Raw genomic sequence first — 16,782 nt, forward strand, 5'->3', positions numbered from 1 at the left:
TTATTGGAGGGTCTTGGCCTTCTCGAAGGCCTCGTCGATGCCGCCCACCATGTAGAAGGCCTGCTCGGGCAGCGCGTCGCACTCGCCCTCGACGATCATCTTGAAGCCGCGCAGGGTCTCGGCCAGCGGCACGTACTTGCCGGGCGCGCCGGTGAAGACTTCGGCCACGTGGAAGGGCTGCGACAGGAAGCGCTGGATCTTGCGGGCGCGGGCCACGGCCTGCTTGTCTTCCGGCGACAGTTCATCCATGCCCAGAATGGCGATGATGTCGCGCAGTTCCTTGTAGCGCTGCAGCGTCTGCTGCACGCCGCGGGCGATGTTGTAGTGCTCTTCGCCGACGACTTGCGGGTCGAGCTGGCGGCTGGTCGAGTCCAGCGGGTCCACGGCCGGGTAGATCCCCAGGGCGGCGATGTCACGCGACAGCACCACAGTGGAGTCCAGGTGGAGGAAGGTGGTGGCAGGCGACGGGTCGGTCAAGTCGTCGGCAGGCACGTACACGGCCTGGATGGACGTGATGGAGCCGGTCTTGGTGGACGTGATCCGTTCCTGCAGCTTGCCCATTTCTTCGGCCAGCGTCGGCTGGTAACCCACGGCGGACGGCATCCGGCCCAGCAGGGCGGACACTTCCGTACCGGCCAGGGTGTAGCGGTAGATGTTGTCCACGAAGAACAGCACGTCGCGGCCTTCGTCGCGGAACTTTTCCGCCATCGTCAGGCCGGACAGGGCCACGCGCAGACGGTTGCCGGGGGGTTCGTTCATCTGACCGAACACCATGGCGACCTTGGATTCCGCCAGGTTGTCGAGCTTGATGACGCCCGCGTCGGACATTTCGTGGTAGAAGTCGTTGCCTTCACGGGTACGCTCACCCACGCCGGCGAACACCGACAGACCGCTGTGGGCCTTGGCGATGTTGTTGATCAGTTCCAGCATGTTCACGGTCTTGCCCACGCCGGCGCCGCCGAACAGGCCGACCTTGCCGCCCTTGGCGAACGGGCAGACCAGGTCGATCACCTTGATGCCGGTTTCGAGCAGTTCGACCGAAGGCGACAGTTCGTCGAACTTCGGGGCGGGCTGGTGGATGGCGCGCTTTTCGTCGGACTGGATGTCACCGCGCTCGTCGATCGGACGGCCCAGCACGTCCATGATGCGGCCCAGGGTGCCGGTGCCCACGGGCACGGAGATAGGCGCGCCGGTGCCGGCCACGGCCATGCCGCGGCGCAGGCCGTCGGACGAACCCATCGCGATGGTCCGCACGACACCGTCGCCCAGTTGCTGCTGGACCTCGAACGTCAGGCCCTTTTCCGCGAATGCGGAGGACTCGTCGGTCAAGGTGAGCGCGTCGTAAATGTTGGGGATGCTGTCGCGGGGGAACTGAATGTCCACCACGGCGCCGATGCACTGAACGATGGTACCGTTGCTCATGTTTAGTCCTATAAGTATCTCTGGGTTGCCGGTGCTTGCGTCGATCAGACCGCGGCGGCGCCGCCCACGATTTCCGAAATTTCCTTGGTGATGGCCGCCTGGCGGGTCTTGTTGTAGACCAGTTGGAGGTCGCCGATGACTTTCTTGGCGTTGTCAGACGCGGCCTTCATGGCGACCATCCGGGCGGATTGCTCGCTGGCCATGTTTTCCGCCACAGCCTGGTAGACCAGACCCTCGACGTAGCGCAGCAGCAGCTCGTCGATCACGGTCTGGGAATCCGGCTCGTACAGATAGTCCCAACCGTATTGGCTCTTCAGGGCTTCTTCGTCCTGGGAACCGGTCTGGAAAGGATCTTCCAGGCCCGAAGGCAGCGGCAGCAGGCGGATGAAGCCGGGGTCCTGCTTCATGGTGTTGACGAAGCGGCTGGTCGCCAGATAGACCGCGTCCACCTTGCCATCGACGAAGTCGTCGAGCTGGACCTTGATGGCGCCGATCAGACGTTCCAGGTTGGGCGCATCGCCCAGCTGGACTTCCGAAGACACCACGTTGACGCCGACACGGTTCAGCAGACCCAGGCCCTTGGAGCCCAGCGCCGTTGCCTGGACGCGCACGCCCTGCTGTTCGAATTCCTTGATCCGCGCGAGCACCAGGCGCGAGATGTTGGTATTCAGACCGCCGCACAGACCCTTGTCGGTGGTGACCAGCACCACGCCCACGGACGACAGCTTCTCGCGTTCCACCATGTAGGGGTGGGTGTAGTCCGGGTTCGCCTGCATCAGGTGGGCCGCGATGGCACGCACCTTGGTGGCGTAGGGACGGCCCGTCCGCATCCGGTCCTGCGCCTTGCGCATTTTGGAGGCGGCGACCATTTCCATCGCCTTGGTGATCTTGCGCGTGTTTTGCACGCTCTTGATCTTGGTTCGAATTTCCTTGATTCCGGCCATTCCACTATCCTGTCAGGGCTGCCCGGGGCACGCATCGCGCGCCCCGGTCGCTACTTAAAACGTGCCGTGCTTCTTGAATTCCTGGATCGCGGCGCCCAGAGCGGCGTCGTCTTCCTTGGAGAGTTCCTTCACGTCTTCGATGCGCTGGATCAGGGCTTCTTGCTTGGCCTTCAGGTAGTCCTTCAGGGCCTTCTCGAAGGCCAGCACCTGACCGACTTCGAGGTCGTCCAGGTGGCCGTTATTCACGGCGTACAGGGCCACCGCCAGTTCCCAGACTTGCTGCGGCTGGTACTGAGGCTGCTTGAGCAGTTCGACCACGCGCTTGCCGCGTTCGAGCTGGCGACGGGTGGCGTCGTCCAGGTCGGAAGCGAACTGCGCGAAGGCGGCCAGTTCACGGTACTGGGCCAAGTCGGTCCGGATACCGCCGGACAGCTTCTTGACGACCTTGGTCTGAGCGGAACCGCCCACGCGCGACACCGAGATACCGGCGTTGATGGCGGGACGGATGCCGGCGTTGAACAGGTCGGTTTCCAGGAAGATCTGGCCGTCGGTGATGGAAATCACGTTGGTCGGCACGAAGGCGGACACGTCGCCGGCCTGGGTTTCGATGATCGGCAGCGCGGTCAGCGAACCGGTCTGGCCCTTGACGGCGCCGTTGGTGAACCGTTCGACGTATTCGGGGTTCACGCGGGCGGCGCGTTCCAGCAGACGGGAGTGCAGGTAGAACACGTCGCCGGGGTAGGCTTCGCGTCCGGGCGGACGGCGCAGCAGCAGAGACACTTGGCGATAGGCCCAGGCTTGCTTGGTCAGGTCGTCGTACACGATCAGGGCGTCTTCGCCGCGATCGCGGAAGTATTCGCCCATGGTGCAGCCCGAGTAGGCAGCCAGATACTGCATGGCGGCGGAGTCGGAAGCGGCGGCGGCCACGACGATGGTGTATTCCATCGCGCCGTGTTCTTCGAGCTTGCGCACCACGTTGTTGATGGTGGAAGCCTTCTGGCCGATGGCGACGTACACGCAGGTGACGCCCTTGCCCTTCTGGTTGATGATGGTGTCGACGGCCACGGCGGTCTTGCCGGTCTGGCGGTCGCCAATGATCAGTTCACGCTGACCACGGCCGATCGGCACCATGGAGTCGATGGCTTTCTGGCCGGTCTGCATCGGCTGCGACACGGACTGGCGCGCGATCACGCCCGGCGCGACCTTTTCGATCACGTCGGTTTCTTTGGCGTTGATCGGGCCCTTGCCGTCGATCGGGTTGCCCAGCGCGTCCACGACGCGGCCGCGCAGCTCCGGGCCGACCGGCACGGACAGAATCTTGCCGGTGGTCTTGACGGCGTCGCCTTCGGACACGCCGACGTAGTCGCCCAGCACCACGGCGCCCACGGAATCACGTTCCAGGTTCAGGGCCAGGCCGAACTTGTTGTTGGGGAATTCGAGCATTTCGCCCTGCATCACATCGGACAGGCCGTGGATGCGGGTGATGCCGTCGGTGACCGACACGACCGTGCCCTGAGTGCGGACATCAGTGGACGCGCCCAGGCCTTCGATGCGGCTCTTCAGCAGTTCGCTGATCTCGGACGGGTTAAGTTGCATGGTAAGACTCCTGGAATCCTGTTGTATGGCCCGCCATCACGCGGCCAGCGTATCGCGCAGACCGGCCAGCCGGGCCTGCACGGAGGTGTCGAGCACGTGATCGCCGACGGCGACACGCACCCCGCCGATCAATTCCGGGTCGACCGTCACTTCAGACTTGAGCTTGAGGCCGAACTTGCGTTCCAGGCCCTGCAGCAGACCGGCCACCTGGGCGTCGTTCAGCGGGTAGGCGCTGGTGATGCGCGCCAGGGCGGTGCCCTCGAGCTTGTTGCGCAGCAGTTCGAATTGCTCGGCCACCTGGGGCAGCGCCTGGACGCGGCCGTTTTCGACCACCAGAGCGACCAGATTGGCCGCCTGCACGGGCAGTTCCTGGGGAACCAGACCCGTCAGCAGCGTGGTGCGCTGGGCGTCGGACAGGCGCGGATCGGCCATGGCCTCGAGCACGTCGGGCATGCCGGACACCTGGGCCAGCAGCGACATCACGCCGGACCAGTATTCGAGCCCCTGCGCATCGTTGCGCACGGAATCGAACAGGGCCTCGGCGTAAGGCCGCGCGATAGTAGACAGTTCAGCCATGACTCGCCCTGGTTCAGAGTTGCGCCTGGAGCTGGTCGAGCAGCTCGGCATGCGCCTTGGCATCGACTTCGCGACGCAGGATCTGCTCGGCGCCCTTGACGGCCAGCACGGCCACTTCGGCACGCAGCGTTTCACGCGCACGCTGGACTTCCTGAGCGGCATCCTGACGGGCCTGAGCGACGATCCGGGCCTTTTCGGCTTCGGCTTCGCGGCGGGCTTCGTCGATCAATGCGGAAGCCTGCTTTTCGGCTTCGGCCAGACGCGAATGGTTTTCCGTTTTGGAGGCAGCTTCCATCAGACTGACGCGGGCCTGGGCCTGGGCCAGATCGGCCTTGCCCTTTTCGGCGGCGGCCAGACCGTCGGCGATTTTCTGGCGACGATCATCCATTGCCTTCGTCAGGGGCGGCCAGATGAATTTCATCGTAAACCAACCCAGAACGAAAAACACGATCATCTGGAAAAAGAGAGTCGCGTTTAAATTCACGGTCGTTTTCCTAATTTACCCGTTCGTGCCTTGCGGCGATTCCGCAAGGCACCTAATCCGGCCGTCCACAGCCCGCAGGCCGCCGACGAACCCCTGGCCTGCGATCCATGCGCAGGCCTGTGCCGTCATCAGCCCACGAAGGGGTTGGCGAACGCGAACAGCATGGCCAGACCGACGCCGATCAGGAAGGCCGCGTCGATCAGGCCGACCAGCAGGAACATCTTGGTCTGCAGGGTGTTCATCAGTTCGGGCTGGCGCGCGGAGGCTTCCAGGTACTTGCCACCCATCATGCCGATGCCGATGCAAGCGCCGATGGCGCCCAGACCGATGATCAGACCGCAAGCGAGAGCAACGAATGCAACGTTGGTCATAACAACTCCTTGGTAAGTAAACGTTGTTTAGTAAAAATCAAAAAACCAGAAATCAGGGCAAGCCCCGCGAGCCCGCCCGGGGACGCCCCGGGCGAATTTTTAGTGGCCTTCGTGCGCCTGCCCGATATACACCAGGGTCAGCATCATGAAGATGAACGCCTGCAGCAGGACGATCAGGATGTGGAAGATCGCCCATGCCGAACCGGCGAGCACGTGTCCGAACGCAAGACTGATGCTGGAAGCATTCGCCCCCGTCCAGGCACCACCCAGCAAAGCGATCAGCATGAACAGCAGTTCGCCTGCATACATATTGCCGAACAGCCGCATGCCCAGCGACACGCACTTGGCCGCATATTCGATGAGGTTCAGCAGGAAGTTGAAGGGCGCCAGGATCAGCGCGGCGACACCATGCGCGTGGAACGGCGCGGTGAAGAGTTCTTTGACGAAGCCGCCCGGGTGCTTGATCTTGATGCCGTAGTACAGCATCAGCACCAGCACGCCCAGCGACATGCCCAGGGGGATGTTCAGGTCGGCCGTCGGCAGAATGCGGTGGTAGTACAGCGGATCCGAGTGATCGGCGCCCAGACCGGTGATCTTGAAGATCCAGCCGACCAGGTCGACCGGGATCAGGTCCAGCGTATTCATCAGTGTGATCCAGAGGAACACGGTCAGGGCCAGCGGCGCAGCAAACTTGCGCGTGGTTTCGTTGGGGATGATGCCCTTGGCTTCTTCGTGGACCATGCCCACGAGCATTTCGATGCCCATCTGGAAGCGGCCCGGCACGTCGGTGGTGGCCCGGCTGGCGGCGCGCCAGAGGAAGAAGATGACGATGGCGCCCATCAGGATCGACCAGAACAGCGAGTCGTAGTTGACGACGTCGAAGTTGGCGATGATGTCCTGCTTGTGCCCGAGATTGTTCAGGTGAACCAGGTGGTGCTGGATGTATTCGGACTGAGGCGTCGTTACAGCGTCGGTCATCGGAAACCCTTTATCGTATTCAAATCATGGCAAGCGGCGCACGGCCAGCAATACCACGTACCCCTTCATGACGCCCAGCAGGCCCAGCAGGAAAGCCGGCCAGTGCAGCCAGCCGCCCCACCGCCACGCCACCAGGACCACCACCCCCGCCACCATCAGCAGCTTGAAGAGTTCGCCCCAGAAAAAGGCGAGCGATCCCGGGCGTTTCGGCCCGAAGTACCCCAGCAGCAGCCGCAAGGCGAACAGCGCGTTGGGCACAAAATAAGCCGCCGCCCCGATCAGGGCGGAGAACCCGGCGTCCTTCCCAGCAATTCCCCAGGCGCCCAGCACCACCAGCATTCCTGTGAATGCCTGCGCTGCCAGCGCCCGAAACAGACCTGTCTGCGAACGTCTGGCAACCGTGATCCGATCCTCGTCGCTGAGCACCAGCGGCGCGTCTGAATCGGACAGTGCCGCATCAGGCAACGCACCACCCGGCCCCGGGGTCGCTCGATCAACCATATGCAAGTCGTTCGCAATCTGCCCGACGCCCGCTGCCGACTCAGCGACCTGATTTGGTGACCTGGTTCGGCAACTAAACGTAAGGCAATAGTCAAACTCATTAATTATAGCGTTTTTGGCGGGAACCTTCAGCCCCTCCGCTCAAAAGGCGCACCATTTTAACCCAGTTCGCCTCGGCGTGCGGCCCCTCCGGCCTCCTCCCGACGAACTACACCGTTTTTCCGACGGCCGGCTGATCCACCCTCCAGAAAACGGTGTAGCGATTCCGGCCTATAGGTGGGCACGAGGCCCGCTCATAACATGCTCCCTACGACATCACAGTTCGATACGTCCGGAAAAAATCATTACGCAGGACAGGAGCACCGCCATGCGGTTCACGGGTTTGCGGCTTGGCATCATCATCGCGGCGCTGCTGGGCGCGGCGGCGATCGCGCAGGAGCCCGGGCCGTCCCCGCGCAACCTCGACGAGGGTCGAATCAACAGCGACCCTCTGAAGGGCCTGATCATCAACCGCACCGTCACCGTGATGGGATGGGATTTCTACAGCAACTTCACGCAAGTGTGGCAGGCGCTGTATCCGGACTCGCAGGACACGATGACGGTCATCGAACGCCCCACTGCGCAATTCGGCAGCGAGATCTGGATCAATGCGCTGGGCCAGACCGTTTTCCACACGTTCCTGTCCCCCGCCCGCTCCCGGGCGAAGGACCAGAGCCGGGAAGTCGTCCAGGCAGTCCGCGAAAACATCGACATCATCAACGCCCAAAGAAAGTTCATCCAGAACGCCGATCTAGGGCCCGAGGAGATGTAAATGAGGCATTCCACACGCAATCCTCGCATCAGGTCCGCCGGGACCGCCGCGATCCTCCTGGGCGCATTGATCGCGCTGCCATGGGCATCACTGCCCGCATCGGCGGGACAACTGCTCTACAACCCGGTGAATCCCAGTTTCGGCGGCAACCCGCTGAACGGCCCCACCCTGCTGCAAAGCGCGCAGGCGCAGAAGCGATATCCCTACCCCATGGACGACCTCGGTCTGGACAACATCGGGCAGATCCTGCAAACCGACAACGGCTTCCTGATCCAGAAAGGCGACAAGCTCTACTGGGTCGATCTGAATGGCAATTCACATCCCATCGACCTTGGCAGCGCCAACGCCAGCGGCACCCCCATCAACTGACCCGGAACCGGAAAGGCCCGTCATGGACACCCTGAAAATGCCTGGAGCCCGCGCATTCGCATCCGTACGCGGCGCATGGATCGCTCCGGTACTGGCGCTGACCCTGTCCGCATGCGCGATCCAGAAGCCCGTCAATGTTTCCAACGAGGCGCAACTGACCCCGCCGACGCCTTCGGCCACCGCATTGCTGCAGCTGCCTCCTCCGCAGAAGAAGATCGTGGCCGCCGTCTATGGTTTCCGGGATGAAACCGGCCAATACAAGCCGTCCCCCAGCAGCGCGTTCTCCACGGCGGTCACCCAGGGGGCAGCATCCATGCTGATGAAGGCCCTGAAGGACTCCGGCTGGTACATCCCCGTCGAACGCGAAGGCCTGCAATCCCTGTTGACCGAGCGCCGGGTGCTGCGGGCCGTGGACGAGGGCGGGCAAAACAGCGGCGGAGTCCCGAACCTGCTGCCCGCCTCCATCATCCTGGAGGGCGGCGTGATCGCCTACGACACCAACACGAGGACCGGCGGCCTGGGGGCGAAGTTCCTGGGAATCGGCATGACCACGCAATACAGCGTCGATCAGGTCACGATCAGTCTGCGGGCCGTCGACGTCGCGTCCGGGGCCATCCTGGACAGTGTCTCGACCACCAAGACGATCTTCTCGTACGAGATTCATCCGAGCTATTTCCGTTTCGTCAATTATTACGACCTGCTGGAAATCGAGGGCGGCTACACCCACAACGAGCCTGCCCAGTTGGCGGTGAAGGAGGCCATCGACGCCGCCGTCATGCACCTGACGGTGCAGGGCATCAAGAACAACCTGTGGCGCCTGAAGAATCCGGCGGACTGGAATAGCGCGCTGATCCAGCGCTACGTGACCGCCGAAAACAACGAGGTGACCACGGTGACGCCGCGCCAGGCAGTCACCACGGGTGCCGCAGCCACCCCGGTCCAGACCCAATAACCGCCTTGAACGCGGCCCAGCCCGCCAGGAGCGCGCCATGAACATACCTTCTCTTTCCCGCTTCGGCCCATCGCTCGGCCGCCTCGGCCTGTACCTGGGTCTCGCGACCCTGCTCAGCGCCGCCCCCCCGGCCAGTCACGGCGCCGGCCTCGATCTTTCCGCGCCCAGCGAACTGCCGCCCCTGGAACTGGCCAATGTCGGCGTACGGGCGCACATCGACCAGCGCGGCGGCCTGAACACCGGCGAAATCACCCAACAGGGCGCCGATTCCGCGGCATCCATCCTCCAGGACGGCTTCCGCAACCGGGCGAGCGCCTCGCAGTCCGGCGCGGGCAACACAGCCGTGATCCAGCAGGCCGGAGCCGGCAACGACGCCCAGATCATCCAGGCCGGAATGGGAATCTGGGGCGAAATCCATCAGACCGGCGTATCCAACCTCGCCCGGCTGGAGCAGTACGCCAGCAACAGCTACGCGAACCTGAACCAGATCGGCAATTTCAATCAACTGTCGGTCACGCTCACCACGCCGGGCCCGCTGGCGCCCATCACCCAGATCGGCAGCGGCCTGAAGCTTTCCGTGTATCGCTGACGCACTCGCACCTCTTCTTCCGACGACGCCCGGTTCCAAGACCGCCGGACAGCGTTTTTTACTCACTGGTCTTGTCGACTCAAGGAGCTTCAACATGAAACACTCTCTTTGCGCACTGGCGTCCGGTCTTGCATTGGCCTTCGCCGGCACGGCAGCCTTCGCCGGCAGCACTGGCAACACCTACCAGAACGGCTTCAACAATGATGCCGCAATCACCCAGGCATACAACGGGAACGCCAGCGCGACCATCACGCAGATCGAAGCCAGCAACGTGGCCAAGGCCAACCAGTCCAACAACTTCTTCGGCGCCGCCCAGATCGACATCTACCAGAAGGGATACAACAACTACGCCGACGCGAAACAGTCGGACAACGTGGGCGCCAGTTCCAAGGTCGTACAACAAGGCTGGAAGAACGTGGTCAACACGGACCAGAGCCATAACGTGAACGCCCGATCGGATGTCTACCAGGAAGGCGTGAACAATTCGGCCGACGTGATGCAGAAATGGACCGGTGACGCCAGCGCCAAGATTGTCCAGACCGGCTGGAAGAACGTCGCAAACTCCAACCAGGAACACAGCCTGGACGTGACGACCGACATTTACCAGAGCGGCGTCAACAACTCCGCCGACGTCACGCAGAAATGGACCAGTGACGCCGACGCGAAGATCGTGCAGGCCGGCTACAAGAACACCAGCACGGTGACGCAGCAGTACGGAAGCAACCAGAAGGCCGACCTTTATCAGGACGGATGGGTCAACTCGGCGACCGTGATGCAAACGGGTTCCAATCTCTCCGCCACAGCGGTGCAGATCGGGTTCGGCAACACCGCTACGTTCAACCAGACGGGCTGGTAAGCCGCACGTCCGGCGGCCCGCTCCCGGGCCGGCCGCCGACGGCCGGCCCGGGGCACTCTCCCTTGATGCCCAATCGCTCCAGGAGACGATCATGATGGCAATGGATGCGGGCCTGCAGGTCTGGCTGGACACCGTACCCGACACCCGGCCCGGCATCATCGTGCCCTACGTGCGCAGCCCCAAGGACGGCACGCTGCGCTATCAGTTGAGCGCCGTCCGGCAGGGACGCAGCGGGACCTCATCCATCCAGCAAAGCGGCAGCGTGCCGCTGCGCGCGGACACGCCGACCGCCCTGACCCGATTTTCCCTGTCCATCGGAGCACAGGACCAATGCAGGATCGAGCTGATCCTGTTTGCCAACGGACATCCCGCAGGCACCTACACCTTCGCATGCCCTCGCAACCCCTGATCCCCGCCCGCCATGAAACCCGACCGGCACGCCCGCCTGCTGCCCGCCGCGCTCACCGTGTGCGTGACATTGGCCCTGCTCAGCACGGCGGTATCCGCATCGACTCCGCTGGAGCAGGCGGCCGACGCCTATGATCAGGCACCGAACGCCCCCGGCGTGGCGCACGCCTATATCCTGGCCCTGCGGCAGGCACGGCTGCCGCAGGCCGCCCTGCGCATCGCGCAGATGCATCCCGGGGTGGAACCCGGGCTGATCCGCGCGCTGCAGGCCGACGTCGCCGCCCAATGGACCCGGACCGCATCGACCGACGCCCGGGGCGAAGCTGACCGGCATGTCCTGGCGGATAAAGCCCTGGCCCAATACGATCAACTGATCCCGCAATGGCGCGCCCTGGGCCCGGAAGCCCGCGACGACACGCAGCGCGCCGAGGCGGACCGCCTGCAGGCCTTGCACGCGCGCGGCCGCATGCGGGAACTCACCCGCAGCTATGAAGCCCTGCGGGCGGACGGCACGCCCGTCCCGGATTACGTGCTGGGCGATGTGGCGAGCGCCTATCTGGCCCAGCATCAGCCGGACACCGCAGCAACCTTGTTTCAGCAGTCCCTGGCCTCCACCGCGGCGGGCCAGGATGCAACGGCCCGGGTGGCAGACCGGATCGGCCTGTTCTACGCGCAGGCCGAGTCGAACCAGGCCGAGGCGGCCAACGCCGGGCTGGACCAGACGCTGGCCGCGCTGCCCACCTGGATCTGGTACAAGGGCGACCCCGTCCGCCGTCCCAATCCTGAAAAGCTGGATGCCGAACTGACGCGCGCACTGGGCGCCGCGTACCAGGGGGACACCCCGAAGGCCCAGGCCGACCTGGACCGCATGGTCGAAGCCGCGCCCGGCAATACCCGCCTGCGCGTCGCGCGGGCCGAGGTCTGGCGCGCCCGGGACCTGCCGCGCCAGGCGGAACTGGACCTGAAGCTCGCCGAGACCGAGGCGCCCCGATCGATCGAAATCGAGACGGGACAGGCCGAAACCGCCCTCGCCCTGCAGGAATGGCGCCAGGCCAGGCTGCTGCACGACGACCTGATGGCCCGCGCCCCGGACAATCCGGCCGTGCAGCGCCTGGACCGTGCATGGACGGCACACCAACAGGCCGAATGGCGGACGAGCGCCGGCCTGGGCACGGCCACCGGCAGCCCGGTACAGGGCAGCCGCGACCTACGCATCGACACCGTGCTGTATTCGCCGCCCCTCGATGAGCACTGGCGCGCGTTCGCCGGCGCCGGCTATGCCGAAGGCCGTTTCGACGAAGGGAACGGCCACGATGCCTGGACGCGCGCCGGCGTCCAATGGCGCAGCCGGGACCTGACGATCGAGGCCGAGGCCTCGGGAAACCGCTACGGCTACGGCAACCGCGCCGGGGCGGCGTTCTCGGCCCTGGTGGACCTGGATGATCATTGGCAGGCGGGCGTCGGCGGCGCGCTGCTGTCACGCGACACGCCGCTGCGCGCCTTGGCGCACGACATCACGGCCAACAGCCTGAGCGCCTCGTTGCGGTGGCGCGGCGACGATCGCCAGGAATGGACGCTGACGCTGACGCCCTCTTTCTTCTCCGACGGCAACCGCCGTCTGGAGGCCGATCTGTCCGGGCGCCAGCGCCTGTACACCGCGCCCCGGGTCCGGGTCGATGCGCTGCTGGACCTGGCCGCCTCGCGCAACACCGCCGACGACGCCCCGTACTTCAACCCCAAATCGGACCTGACCGTTCTGCCGGCCCTGCAGGTGACGCACACCCTGTACCAGCGGGGCGAAACCCGTTGGGATCAGCAGTTTCTGCTTGCGGCCGGCGCTTACGCGCAGCAGGGCTACGGCACGGGCGGCCTCTATACCCTCGGCTACGGTCAACGCTATCACCTCAGCCCCACGTTTGAAATCGGCTTCCTGGCCACGGGGACCTCGCGGCCCTACGACGGCCAGCGTGAACGCAGCTTCAACATCCTCGTCGACATGACGGTCCGGTTCTGACTCGGGAGCACGCCATGCCACGATCCTTCATCCCCGGCCCCCGCCTGTTCCTACTGGCCTGCTGCCTGGCGCTGCTCGCCGGCTGCGCGCGCGACATCCCCGCGTTCGTGCCGCCCGACCAAAGACCCATCGCCGGCGTCGACCAGCCCTGGCCCGCCAACCACGTGCTGGCGCTGGCCTACCACGACGTCGAGGACAGCGACCCCGACCAGCGTTTCCTGGCGGTCCGCACGGATCAACTGGTCGCCCAACTGGAATGGCTGCGGGACAACGGCTATCAAGCCGTGTCCGTCGACCGGATTCTGGACGCCGGACGCGGCGGCGCGCCCCTGCCGCCCAAAGCGGTGCTGCTCAGCTTTGACGACGGGTACAGCAGTTTCCGCAGCCGGGTCTTTCCCATCCTGAAGGCCATGAACTGGCCGGCCGTCTGGGCTCCCGTGGGCCGCTGGATCGACACCCCGCCCGACCAGCCCGTGGCATTCGGCACGCTGCAGGTCCCCCGGGACCACTTCGCCACCTGGGAAGACGTCCGCCGGGTGGCCCGCTCCGGTCTGGTCGAGATCGCCGCCCACACCGATGACCTGCACCAGGGCATCCTTGCCAATCCCCAGGGCAATGAAGAACCGGCCGCCATCACGTATCGCTACGACACCGCCGCGCAGGTGTACGAGACCGATGCCGCCTACCGCCGGCGGATCACGGACGACGTCCGGCGCATCACGCGCAAGATCCGCCAGGCCACCGGCCGGGCGCCGCGCGTCTGGGTCTGGCCCTACGGCGCCGCCAACGGCGAGGCGCTGGACATCGTGCACCGCCAGGGCTACCAGATGGCCCTGACCCTGGACGACGGCCTGGGGTCGGCACACGCCCCCCTGTCCATCCCCCGCCTGCTGGTGACGGACTCGCCCGGCATCAGCGCATTTGCACGGTCCGTGCTGGCCACGGAAGCCAGGAACGACTTCCGGGTGGCGCAAGTGGACCTGGACTACGTCTACGATCCAGACCCTGCGCAAACCGACCGGAACCTGGGCGCCCTGGTGCAACGGATGGCCGATCTGCAGATCGGCACGGTCTTTCTGCAAGCCTATGCCGATCCCACCGGCGACGGCCTGGCGCGCGCGGTCTACTTCCCGAACCGCCAACTGCCCATGCGCGCCGACCTGTTCAACCGTGTCGTCTGGCAACTGCGCACCCGCGCCCATGTGAAGGTCTACGCCTGGCTGCCGGTCCTGAGCTTCGACCTGCCGGCCGGCATCGATCGGGTCGTCCGACCCGATCCCGCACATCCGAACGCCGCGCCGACGCCGGACCCCACGCAATATCGCCGGCTGTCGCTCTTCGACCCCCGAGCCCGGGCGGCCATCACGGCGCTGTACGAGGACATGGCACGCGCCGCGCCGATCGACGGCATCCTGTTCCACGACGACGCCCTGCTGAGCGACTTCGAGGACGCCAGCCCGGCGGCGCTGGCCGCCTACCGGCAGGCGGGCTTGCCGGATTCCATCCCGGCGCTGCGGGCCGACCCGGACACCCTGCGCCGCTGGACCCGGTTCAAGAGCCGCGCACTGGTCGATTTCACCCTCACGCTGGCGCAACACGTGCGCGCCATCCGCGGACCGCAAGTACAGACCGCCCGCAACCTGTACGCCGAACCGATCCTGAACCCGGCCAGCGAGGCGTGGTACGCACAGAACCTGGATGACTTCCTGCAAGCCTACGACTGGACCGTGCCCATGGCCATGCCGCTGATGGAAGGAGTCCCCATGGCGCAGGCCAATGCCTGGCTGGACCGCCTGGTGGCGGCGGTCCAGCGGCGCCCCGGCGCACTGGATCACACCCTGTTCGAACTTCAGGCGCGCGACTGGAGCCGGCCGGGCCAGCCCCCTGTAGACAGCCGGATCCTGGCCGGCTGGATGCAGCGCCTGCAGCGCGACGGCGTCCGGCATTTCGGCTATTACCCCGACGATTTCGTCCAGAACCGGCCGGCGCTGCAAGCCATCCGGCCCGCGATCTCGACCGACTGGTATCCCCACCGCTGAGGAGCTCCGCCATGCCGGACCGACTGCTCGCTTTCCTGCTTCTGTGCCTCGTCGCGGGCGCGCCCTTCGGGGCGGCCCTGCTGTGGACGGGCAATCTGATCCTGGACTTCGTCTTCTTCTATCCGCTGTTCATGTCAGGCCTGTGGATGTTCGGCGGACTCTACTACTGGCTGCACTGGGAGCGGCGCTGGCCCTGGGGGCCGGACGTCGCGCCGCCCGAGCTGCGGGGGCGGCCCTGGGTTTCCATCCTGATCCCCTGCCACGATGAGGCCGAGCATGGCGCCGACACGATTCTGTCGGCCCTGAACCAGCGCTATCCGCGCGTGGAAGTGATCGCCATCAACGACGGCTCCACCGACGACACCGGGGCGATGCTGGACCAGTTGGCTGCGGCGCACCCACGTCTGCGCGTGATCCATCTTGCCCGCAATCAGGGCAAGGCGATGGCGCTGCGCATGGGCGCACTGGCGGCGCGGGGCGAATATCTGGTCTGCATCGACGGCGACGCCATCCTGGAGCGCGACACCGCAGCCTATCTGGTGGCGCCCATGATCAACCATCCCCGGGTCGGCGCCGTCACCGGCAACCCGCGCGTGCGGACCCGATCCACCTTGATCGGCCGGGTCCAGGTGGGCGAATTCTCGTCCATCGTGGGCCTGATCAAGCGCACCCAGCGCATCTACGGCCAGGTGTTCACCGTGTCCGGCGTCGTGGCCGCCTTCCAGCGCGGCGCGCTGGACCGGGTCGGCTACTGGAGCCTGGACATGGTGACCGAGGACATCGACATCAGTTGGAAGCTGCAGCGCGATCACTGGTCGATCTTCTTCGAACCGCGCGCGCTGTGCTGGATCCTGATGCCGGAAACACTGCGCGGCCTGTGGAAACAGCGGCTGCGCTGGGCGCAGGGGGGCGCCGAAGTCTTTCTGAAGAATCTGCCCGGCATCCGGGCCTGGCGCCACCACCGTCTGTGGCCCATGGCGCTGGAATACTGCATCTCGACGATCTGGGCCTTCGCCCTGGCCCTGTCCCTGGTCCTCTGGCTGATCGGCCTGTCCGTGACCTTGCCCGGCCACATCCGCGTCGAGACGCTGATGCCGCCCGCCTTCACGGGCATGGCGCTGGCGGCGGCCTGTCTGCTGCAGTTCTGCATCAGCGTCTTCATCGACCACCGCTATGAACGCGGCCTGTTCCGTTCACTGTACTGGGTGATCTGGTATCCCCTGGCCTATTGGATGATCAGTCTGTTCACCACACTCTGCGGCTTTCCCAAGGTCATGCTCAGGCGCCGCCGCGCCCGGGCCCGCTGGAAGAGTCCCGATCGAGGCATCAAGGCGCCCACATCATGATGATCGTCAAAACCCCCCGCTCCCTCTTGGCATCCGCGCTCGACGTCCTGCTGACGGCTCTGGCCTGGGCCGCATTCGGCTTCCTGTTCGTCTCGGGCGTCCACGCGGTCGTGTGGAACCCGGCGCATGCCGCCGCAGACCCCTCCATCTCCCGCCTGCTGCCCGACGCGCAGGCCTTGCTGGCCTACGCGCTGATCGCCGCCTGCATCGGACTGCTGCTGTCCGCCTGGGCCTGCTACAACGCCCTGCGTTTCTGCGGCATGGACCGGCGCAAACCGCCGGGGGAGCCGCAGTCCGACACACTGGCGGGCCACTTCGACATCAGCCTGTCGCAGTTGCAGGTCCTGCGCGCCAGCCGGACGATCCTCATCCACCATACGGACGAGGGCCGGATCAGCATGATCGATTTCGCGCACGATCCGGCCTTTAACCGCGACGTCATCCCCCAAAAGCGACAGATGAAACAGATATGACCGCAGATTGGTTACGAACGGAAAAAGGGATCACAGATAGCAAGTCAAGGATT

At 65.2% G+C, this 16,782-nt stretch carries 18 protein-coding genes; 10 read left to right on the forward strand and 8 right to left on the reverse strand.

Translation table 11 applies throughout. The features are described 5' to 3' along the window. The 8 genes from atpD to ACFO0J_RS00565 all read right to left on the reverse strand — a co-directional run bounded on the left by atpD (position 1) and on the right by ACFO0J_RS00565 (position 6,872). Complete coding sequence (atpD, locus tag ACFO0J_RS00530; RefSeq protein ID WP_376811110.1) at positions 1 to 1,422, reverse strand: F0F1 ATP synthase subunit beta; 1,422 nt, start codon at positions 1,420 to 1,422, stop codon at positions 1 to 3. Between the two features lie 44 nt (positions 1,423 to 1,466). After that, positions 1,467 to 2,366, reverse strand: coding sequence for a F0F1 ATP synthase subunit gamma (atpG, locus tag ACFO0J_RS00535; RefSeq protein WP_376811111.1), 900 nt, complete (start codon positions 2,364 to 2,366; stop codon positions 1,467 to 1,469). Between the two features lie 54 nt (positions 2,367 to 2,420). Continuing rightward, a complete protein-coding gene (atpA, locus tag ACFO0J_RS00540) occupies positions 2,421 to 3,962 on the reverse strand; it encodes a F0F1 ATP synthase subunit alpha (RefSeq protein ID WP_376811112.1) in 1,542 nt (513 codons plus the stop codon). A 36-nt stretch (positions 3,963 to 3,998) separates the two neighbouring features. Next, complete coding sequence (locus ACFO0J_RS00545; RefSeq protein WP_376811113.1) at positions 3,999 to 4,538, reverse strand: F0F1 ATP synthase subunit delta; 540 nt, start codon at positions 4,536 to 4,538, stop codon at positions 3,999 to 4,001. A gap of 13 nt (positions 4,539 to 4,551) precedes the next feature. Further along, positions 4,552 to 5,022, reverse strand: a complete 471-nt coding sequence (locus ACFO0J_RS00550; protein WP_376811114.1) for a F0F1 ATP synthase subunit B — start codon at positions 5,020 to 5,022, stop codon at positions 4,552 to 4,554. Positions 5,023 to 5,150: 128 nt separating this feature from the next. Then, complete coding sequence (atpE, locus tag ACFO0J_RS00555; protein WP_043684944.1) at positions 5,151 to 5,393, reverse strand: F0F1 ATP synthase subunit C; 243 nt, start codon at positions 5,391 to 5,393, stop codon at positions 5,151 to 5,153. A 99-nt stretch (positions 5,394 to 5,492) separates the two neighbouring features. Beyond that, positions 5,493 to 6,371 (reverse strand): F0F1 ATP synthase subunit A, encoded by an 879-nt coding sequence (atpB, locus tag ACFO0J_RS00560; RefSeq protein WP_376811115.1) that lies wholly within the window; start codon positions 6,369 to 6,371, stop codon positions 5,493 to 5,495. Positions 6,372 to 6,395: 24 nt separating this feature from the next. Further along, entirely contained in the window at positions 6,396 to 6,872 is a 477-nt protein-coding gene (locus tag ACFO0J_RS00565; protein ID WP_376811116.1) for an ATP synthase subunit I, read from the reverse strand. Between the two features lie 367 nt (positions 6,873 to 7,239). Between ACFO0J_RS00565 and ACFO0J_RS00570 the strand changes: the two genes are divergently transcribed. The 10 genes from ACFO0J_RS00570 (at position 7,240) to pgaD (ending at position 16,729) form a co-directional block, all read left to right on the forward strand. Beyond that, positions 7,240 to 7,683 carry a CsgE family curli-type amyloid fiber assembly protein gene (locus ACFO0J_RS00570; RefSeq protein ID WP_376811117.1) on the forward strand — a complete coding sequence of 148 codons (444 nt, stop codon included), beginning with the start codon at positions 7,240 to 7,242 and terminating at the stop codon, positions 7,681 to 7,683. Further along, on the forward strand, positions 7,684 to 8,052 hold the full coding sequence (locus ACFO0J_RS00575) for a curli assembly protein CsgF (protein ID WP_376811118.1): 369 nt from the start codon (positions 7,684 to 7,686) through the stop codon (positions 8,050 to 8,052). A gap of 22 nt (positions 8,053 to 8,074) precedes the next feature. Beyond that, the gene (locus tag ACFO0J_RS00580) at positions 8,075 to 9,004 is read left to right on the forward strand and encodes a CsgG/HfaB family protein (protein ID WP_376811119.1); all 930 of its coding nucleotides are present in this window, start codon (positions 8,075 to 8,077) and stop codon (positions 9,002 to 9,004) included. 37 nt (positions 9,005 to 9,041) lie between these two features. Further along, the gene (locus ACFO0J_RS00585; RefSeq protein ID WP_376811120.1) at positions 9,042 to 9,593 is read left to right on the forward strand and encodes a hypothetical protein; all 552 of its coding nucleotides are present in this window, start codon (positions 9,042 to 9,044) and stop codon (positions 9,591 to 9,593) included. A 94-nt stretch (positions 9,594 to 9,687) separates the two neighbouring features. Then, a complete protein-coding gene (locus ACFO0J_RS00590; protein WP_376811121.1) occupies positions 9,688 to 10,449 on the forward strand; it encodes a hypothetical protein in 762 nt (253 codons plus the stop codon). Between the two features lie 91 nt (positions 10,450 to 10,540). Further along, a complete protein-coding gene (gene csgH / locus ACFO0J_RS00595) occupies positions 10,541 to 10,858 on the forward strand; it encodes a curli-like amyloid fiber formation chaperone CsgH (protein WP_376811122.1) in 318 nt (105 codons plus the stop codon). A 12-nt stretch (positions 10,859 to 10,870) separates the two neighbouring features. Further along, positions 10,871 to 12,871 carry a poly-beta-1,6 N-acetyl-D-glucosamine export porin PgaA gene (gene pgaA / locus ACFO0J_RS00600; RefSeq protein ID WP_376811123.1) on the forward strand — a complete coding sequence of 667 codons (2,001 nt, stop codon included), beginning with the start codon at positions 10,871 to 10,873 and terminating at the stop codon, positions 12,869 to 12,871. Positions 12,872 to 12,885: 14 nt separating this feature from the next. Then, positions 12,886 to 14,910, forward strand: a complete 2,025-nt coding sequence (gene pgaB / locus ACFO0J_RS00605; RefSeq protein WP_376811124.1) for a poly-beta-1,6-N-acetyl-D-glucosamine N-deacetylase PgaB — start codon at positions 12,886 to 12,888, stop codon at positions 14,908 to 14,910. A gap of 11 nt (positions 14,911 to 14,921) precedes the next feature. Next, complete coding sequence (gene pgaC, locus ACFO0J_RS00610; protein ID WP_376811125.1) at positions 14,922 to 16,256, forward strand: poly-beta-1,6-N-acetyl-D-glucosamine synthase; 1,335 nt, start codon at positions 14,922 to 14,924, stop codon at positions 16,254 to 16,256. Next, positions 16,253 to 16,729, forward strand: a complete 477-nt coding sequence (gene pgaD / locus ACFO0J_RS00615) for a poly-beta-1,6-N-acetyl-D-glucosamine biosynthesis protein PgaD (protein WP_376811126.1) — start codon at positions 16,253 to 16,255, stop codon at positions 16,727 to 16,729. Before pgaC ends, pgaD begins: the two co-directional genes overlap by 4 nt. Positions 16,730 to 16,782 lie beyond the last annotated feature (53 nt).

Origin of the sequence: Castellaniella hirudinis (assembly GCF_042651965.1) — a bacterium.
Lineage (GTDB): Bacteria > Pseudomonadota > Gammaproteobacteria > Burkholderiales > Burkholderiaceae_B > Castellaniella > Castellaniella hirudinis.

Excerpts from the sequence above, each read along its gene's own strand:
- pgaB (WP_376811124.1), top strand. The coding sequence starts at position 12,886 with ATGCCACGATCCTTCATCCCCGGCCCCCGCCTGTTCCTACTGGCCTGC.
- atpA (WP_376811112.1), bottom strand. The coding sequence starts at position 3,962 with ATGCAACTTAACCCGTCCGAGATCAGCGAACTGCTGAAGAGCCGCATC.
- ACFO0J_RS00575 (WP_376811118.1), top strand. The coding sequence starts at position 7,684 with ATGAGGCATTCCACACGCAATCCTCGCATCAGGTCCGCCGGGACCGCC.
- atpE (WP_043684944.1), bottom strand. The coding sequence starts at position 5,393 with ATGACCAACGTTGCATTCGTTGCTCTCGCTTGCGGTCTGATCATCGGT.
- ACFO0J_RS00580 (WP_376811119.1), top strand. The coding sequence starts at position 8,075 with ATGGACACCCTGAAAATGCCTGGAGCCCGCGCATTCGCATCCGTACGC.
- atpD (WP_376811110.1), bottom strand. The coding sequence starts at position 1,422 with ATGAGCAACGGTACCATCGTTCAGTGCATCGGCGCCGTGGTGGACATT.
- pgaD (WP_376811126.1), top strand. The coding sequence starts at position 16,253 with ATGATGATCGTCAAAACCCCCCGCTCCCTCTTGGCATCCGCGCTCGAC.
- ACFO0J_RS00570 (WP_376811117.1), top strand. The coding sequence starts at position 7,240 with ATGCGGTTCACGGGTTTGCGGCTTGGCATCATCATCGCGGCGCTGCTG.
- ACFO0J_RS00565 (WP_376811116.1), bottom strand. The coding sequence starts at position 6,872 with ATGGTTGATCGAGCGACCCCGGGGCCGGGTGGTGCGTTGCCTGATGCG.
- atpB (WP_376811115.1), bottom strand. The coding sequence starts at position 6,371 with ATGACCGACGCTGTAACGACGCCTCAGTCCGAATACATCCAGCACCAC.
- ACFO0J_RS00545 (WP_376811113.1), bottom strand. The coding sequence starts at position 4,538 with ATGGCTGAACTGTCTACTATCGCGCGGCCTTACGCCGAGGCCCTGTTC.
- pgaC (WP_376811125.1), top strand. The coding sequence starts at position 14,922 with ATGCCGGACCGACTGCTCGCTTTCCTGCTTCTGTGCCTCGTCGCGGGC.
- atpG (WP_376811111.1), bottom strand. The coding sequence starts at position 2,366 with ATGGCCGGAATCAAGGAAATTCGAACCAAGATCAAGAGCGTGCAAAAC.
- pgaA (WP_376811123.1), top strand. The coding sequence starts at position 10,871 with ATGAAACCCGACCGGCACGCCCGCCTGCTGCCCGCCGCGCTCACCGTG.
- ACFO0J_RS00590 (WP_376811121.1), top strand. The coding sequence starts at position 9,688 with ATGAAACACTCTCTTTGCGCACTGGCGTCCGGTCTTGCATTGGCCTTC.
- ACFO0J_RS00585 (WP_376811120.1), top strand. The coding sequence starts at position 9,042 with ATGAACATACCTTCTCTTTCCCGCTTCGGCCCATCGCTCGGCCGCCTC.
- csgH (WP_376811122.1), top strand. The coding sequence starts at position 10,541 with ATGATGGCAATGGATGCGGGCCTGCAGGTCTGGCTGGACACCGTACCC.